5 protein-coding genes and 1 pseudogene are annotated in these 5,105 nt (G+C 42.1%); 3 read left to right on the plus strand and 3 right to left on the minus strand.

Annotation, left to right across the window (positions count from 1 at the left end):
* From ACESK1_RS11830 to ACESK1_RS11840, 3 genes are all read left to right on the plus strand, one after another.
* Window positions 1-339, plus strand: a 339-nt coding sequence (locus tag ACESK1_RS11830; protein WP_372920386.1) for a hypothetical protein, incomplete at its 5' end; no start/stop codon positions are given.
* A 355-nt stretch (window positions 340-694) separates the two neighbouring features.
* Entirely contained in the window at window positions 695-874 is a 180-nt protein-coding gene (locus tag ACESK1_RS11835) for a DUF4256 domain-containing protein (protein ID WP_372920387.1), read from the plus strand.
* Window positions 831-1,097, plus strand: coding sequence for a DUF4256 domain-containing protein (locus tag ACESK1_RS11840; RefSeq protein ID WP_372920388.1), 267 nt, complete (start codon window positions 831-833; stop codon window positions 1,095-1,097). Before ACESK1_RS11835 ends, ACESK1_RS11840 begins: the two co-directional genes overlap by 44 nt.
* 52 nt (window positions 1,098-1,149) lie before the next feature.
* Here ACESK1_RS11840 and ACESK1_RS11845 read toward each other — a convergent pair whose 3' ends face one another.
* From ACESK1_RS11845 to ACESK1_RS11855, 3 genes and pseudogenes are all read right to left on the minus strand, one after another.
* Window positions 1,150-2,754 carry a bifunctional UDP-sugar hydrolase/5'-nucleotidase gene (locus ACESK1_RS11845; RefSeq protein WP_372920389.1) on the minus strand — a complete coding sequence of 535 codons (1,605 nt, stop codon included), beginning with the start codon at window positions 2,752-2,754 and terminating at the stop codon, window positions 1,150-1,152.
* 152 nt (window positions 2,755-2,906) lie between these two features.
* A complete protein-coding gene (locus ACESK1_RS11850) occupies window positions 2,907-4,481 on the minus strand; it encodes an NADP-dependent glyceraldehyde-3-phosphate dehydrogenase (RefSeq protein WP_372920390.1) in 1,575 nt (524 codons plus the stop codon).
* A gap of 174 nt (window positions 4,482-4,655) precedes the next feature.
* A pseudogene (locus ACESK1_RS11855) lies at window positions 4,656-5,105 on the minus strand (hypothetical protein); the annotation flags it as partial.

Consider the following 5,105-nt stretch of genomic DNA (forward strand, 5'->3'; position numbering starts at 1 on the left):
TTAAACAGGGAGCATTTGAACACCGTATTAACGACACTTGAAAATAATGTAAAGGAAGTTGAATTCTTCACTTTTCTAAAAGAAACTGAAGAGGAGCAGCCAGCCAGGGAACATCTTTTAAAAATACAAACCGAATACAAAAGTTTTAAGCCTGAAATTCAGATATACCGGGGAAATGATGCTACCTCTGCCTTAAGGGAGAAAATGAAGCAAAGCCATAATTCATTCTTAGTGCTTCAACAGGGATCCCGCACGCTTACCGATAAGCTTTTCAGAAAATTTACGATTAATGAACTGATATACCGGGCGCAAACTCCTTTGCTTGTGTTATCAAAATGATCTGTAACGACAAAAAATAAGGTACGGGAGTTGCTTTCTTTTGGATTTAAAAAAATGAATATATTACGCTCACACCAAATGGCAGGGGCAAAGTTTTATCACGCTTTTCTGACGCCGGAAACAGAAAATCGATAACACAATCAATTGAATATGAATTTATTATCTTGTGTTGATGTTTTGTAAACCATAAATAGGATTATTATGACCTGATGGATTTTATTTGGGCTGGCAATAAGCTTTTACGTGTTAATTATCGCAGGGGCCATTACAAATAAAAAGTAGTAAATTCATAGACTATTTATAATTAGGGACAGGGAAATTGAAACTTTTTCAATTAATAAAAACCTTCTGAATTATGAACAAGACTAAACTTTCAGAAAAAGAAAAAGACGAATTCCTAAAAACCCTGAAACAGCGTTTCGAGGCTCACCCCGAGCGTCATAAAGGAATTAAGTGGACTTCCGTAGAAAACCGACTTAAAGAAGCTCATGATGAGAAACTCAGTTCATTATACCAGATGGATGGACCTGGCTGATGAAATGGGTGTGGAAATACTTTCCAGATACCAATACCGGCAACTACAACAATTCGGAGATTTTGATACCAAAACCTCCAGCTGGGTAAATACCCCTGAAAACATCAGGGAACTGGGTGGAGCCCTTTTCTGTGACAAACGATATGACACCGTTTTCCTTTACCATAATGGCGCAGAATCCTATTACGCCTCACGAGGCTTCAGAGCTTCGCTAAAAGTCTGAAAAATGGCGATAAAATCAGTTAAACTGGGAACCTACAACTAAACAGACCAACCTATTTCCCTTTAATGGTCACTTCTCCCATATTCTCAGGAAGTTTAAGTTCCCCGAGCTCCTTGAATTTCTCAACCGTAAATTCATTTAACTGAATATCTTTCTTCTCGGTGTTTTTCCCCTTTCCTAATTCATCGTATCGATGAAGACCGTTAAGCATTCCGGTGTGGGTCACAATGTTATATTCTTTCTCCGGCAGTAACTCCTCCCCGTTCACTTTCACGTTGCTGATGCGATTACCTAAAGGTTTAGCATAGTCCAGGGTGTAACTCACTCCGCTGCTTTGCAACAAACCTCCCACCACTTCATATTTATCCAGAGGCTTCTGGTTCGCGGCAGTTTGCTCCAGGGTAGCTTTTACCTGTTCACCTGTAAGACTAAGGGTGGCCACTTTGGGAGAATGAGGAATGAGTCGATACAACTGCTCGCGGGTAACTTCTCCGTGTAAGGAAACTCCGTAGCCAACTCCGGGTTGAAAAGAAATATCAGCATCATATTCCTTACGTAACAAGTTCCCCACAAGCTTTTCAAAAGCACTCTCACTTTTATACTGCCTGTCTATCACATCGATAGCTGTAGCGATCTTTTCTTCCAGATGTTCCCGGTGGGGTTCGCGAAAACGAGTGATTAGGGCCTCCATCTCAGGATCCTTTTCATAATCGCTTAGCCATAGAAAGTGATTTTGTGCCTCTACCCCTGTGAGTTCCTTGCCGGTAATATTCAGACTTATCTCACCCAGGGTGGCCGCATCGGCCATTGCCTGTACCATATAGGTGTTATTGATCTTTTCAGGTTTTGCGATCACATCATGACTGTGTCCCCCAATAATAAGATCGATATCACTGAATTCCTCTGCGGTAAGCCTGTCAATAGCAGTACCCTGGTGGGAAAGCAGCACAATGATATCGGCATTTTGCTTAAGTTCCGGCAAATATTCTTTTATCACTTCATTCCCCCTGCGGAATTCCAGATCTTTCATATTATCCCGGTTCCCGGTAAGATGGGTGTTGTGATAACCAAGGGAAAGTATGGCGATTTTAACCCCCTGAAATTCCTTGATAATATAAGGATTATCAAAGATGCTTTTCCCGGTTCGCTTGTCTGTGATATTTGCTCCTCCAAAAGGAAATCCCGCGAGCTTCATAAGTTCTTCCGTGCGCTCCCTTCCGTAGTCGAAATCATGATTCCCCAGGGCCATATAATCGTATTCCAATTGTTTCATCATTTGGATCACCGCTTCTCCCTCGGTTAAATTCCCTAAAAGATCATCGCTAAAGGTGTCGCCTGAATCAAACAGAAGCACGTTTTCCTTTCCCCTGGAATTCCTTATTTCCTTTACGGCAGTAGCCAAAACCGCAAACCCACCTATTTCGGCCTCTTTTTCAAAATTTATAAGCGTATCTCTCCCCGGGTCTCCGGTTTGAGAAGTCGCACTACCGGTAGTGGTCTTAAAAGGCATATAGTTCCCATGGATATCATTAGTATGCAAAATACTTATGGTCTGGGATTTAGGATTAGTCCCATTTGATTCGGAAAGGTTTCCGGAACCACAGGCCGTAAACAGTGTTAGGATCATTGTGATATTTAATATCTTAAATCTATCCATCGCTCTAATTTTTAAGCAAGATATAACGCGATCAGATAATCCCGAACAGCCTTAACATATCTTAACCCAAACCTCTAAACATTTTTAGAAAATTTAGTCGTCAGACTCAACCCGGGAGTTCCCAATCGAAAACCTATAACCGGGAACCGATTCTAAAGAATATAATCCGTACTCACAAAGTTGGATTCTTTACCGGAAACAAGCTCCTGTAGTATTTTGTTATTATACTCGTTGTCCTTGGATGCCACAAAGGTTCTTATTGAGAAAGATCGCAGAGCATCGTGCACGCTCAGGGTACCCACTGCCGAATCTTTCCTTCCGGTGAACGGGAATACATCTGGTCCTCGCTGGCAGGCCGAATTTAGATTAACACGGCAAACCAGGTTTACCATAGTATCGATTAGTGGTGCAAGCTGATGTACATCCTTTCCGAAGAGGCTGACCTGCTGTCCGTAATTGGAATCGGCTATCTCGTTAAGCAAATCCTCTATAGAAGTAAAAGATTTTACCGGAATCACGGGCCCAAACTGTTCTTCCTGATACACCCGCATCTCCTCGGTCACCGGGTAAAGCACTGCCGGGAAGATATAGTTGTCTATTACCTTACCTCCTTTTTCATTCAGGATCTTTGCTCCTTTTTCCTTGGCGTCTTCTATTAATTCGGTGATATATTTGGGTTTATCCGGTTCTGGCAGAGGTGTTAGCTTTACCCCATCATCCCAGGGATTTCCGAATTTCAACTGGTCTACCCTTTCAGCAAAACGCTTATTGAATTCCTCTCTTATATCTTCGTGAACATAGATGATCTTCAAGGCGGTACAACGTTGCCCGTTAAAGGATAATGTCCCTGAAAGGCATTCTTCAATGGTGTGGTCCAGATCAGCATCGGGCAATATGATCGCAGGGTTTTTAGCCTCGAGTCCAAGCACCAGTCTCAACCTGTTCTTATGCGGATGCTGGTCTTGCAAGGCAATGGCCGATTTGCTGTTGCCAATTAATGCCAGCACATCTATCCTCCCCGTTTTCATAATGGGTGCTGCCACTTCTCTTCCCCGGCCGTAAATGATATTTACCACGCCTTTCGGAAAACTTTCCTGAAAAGCCTTCAGCAAAGGAGATAATAATAGTACCCCGTGCTTGGCAGGTTTAAAGATCACCGTATTTCCCATAATAAGTGCAGGAATTAGCAAAGCGAAAGTTTCATTTAAAGGATAGTTATAGGGACCTAAACATAGAACCACTCCCAATGGTCCCCGCCTAATATGTGCATGCACATTATCCCGCTTCTGAAAATTAGCACTGTCGCGATCCAGCTGCTTATAATCTTCTATCGTGTCGTATATATATTCCACCGTCCTGTCGAATTCCTTTTCAGAATCTGGCAGAGATTTTCCTATTTCCCACATCAGGAATTTCACCACGGTCTCCCGTTCTTTTTCCATAAGCTTAACGAATTTCGTCATGCTCTTAACCCGCTCGGCAACCTTTGCGGTAGGCCATTCTCCTTTGCCTTTATCGTAAGCATTGCATGCGTGCTCCAACACTTCAAGGGCAGTAGCCTCATCCATATGCGGCACCGTGCCTAAACGGGTTTTACTGTAGCTTTCAGAAGAAGAGATAGTAGAATAAACCTCATCTTTCTTTCCTTCCCATTTAATTAATTCTCCGTTTGCCAGGTAAGTGTCCTGATGAATCGGTTCGACTTGATAAGATTTTTGATTACTCATAATTTAGATTCTGGTTTCATTAAAAAAGAATTTTAAAGCTAAGAAGTTTTAAACCAATACAGACTTAGTCCCGCGGCTTTCACATAATTTTATGACGCAAGAGAAAACATAAGCAGCATTTCTCAAAAAATAAGCAGAAAATTCAACCAGCCCGAATATTTTAATAGACAGGTGCTACGGAATAAGCCAGTAGCCTATCCCTACTGAAAAATAAAAAACATCATCCAAAGTTTCTTCATACACGGCATCCGGGGTAATGATCCTGCTCTCCCCCTGCGGAAATGCCAGATGAGGTCTGAAAGAAAAAATAAAATGATTATGATAGTAATACACAGGGAGACTTAGTTCCACAGAAAGCAAATTGAAATTTGAAGCTTCCTCCACTTCTATTGTCTGAGCCGGAACCGGCTGCTGCATGGCATTTTTCCCCTTTCGGTTTCCCAGTCGGCTGGTTTGGTAATATTCCTGGTAAAAATACTGCGAGCCGGTATTTAATCTGAAAGTAGGATTAAGAACGAGCTTGTTTTCAATAAGACTAAGGGTATTATCGAGGATAAGACCTGCAAAAAAATCGGTGTCTCCGTCTTCCGAAAAATAAGCGCTTCCTGTTACCCCCAGTTCCAG

The sequence above is a fragment of the Salegentibacter sp. genome (genome assembly GCF_041642575.1).
Classification (GTDB): domain Bacteria; phylum Bacteroidota; class Bacteroidia; order Flavobacteriales; family Flavobacteriaceae; genus Salegentibacter.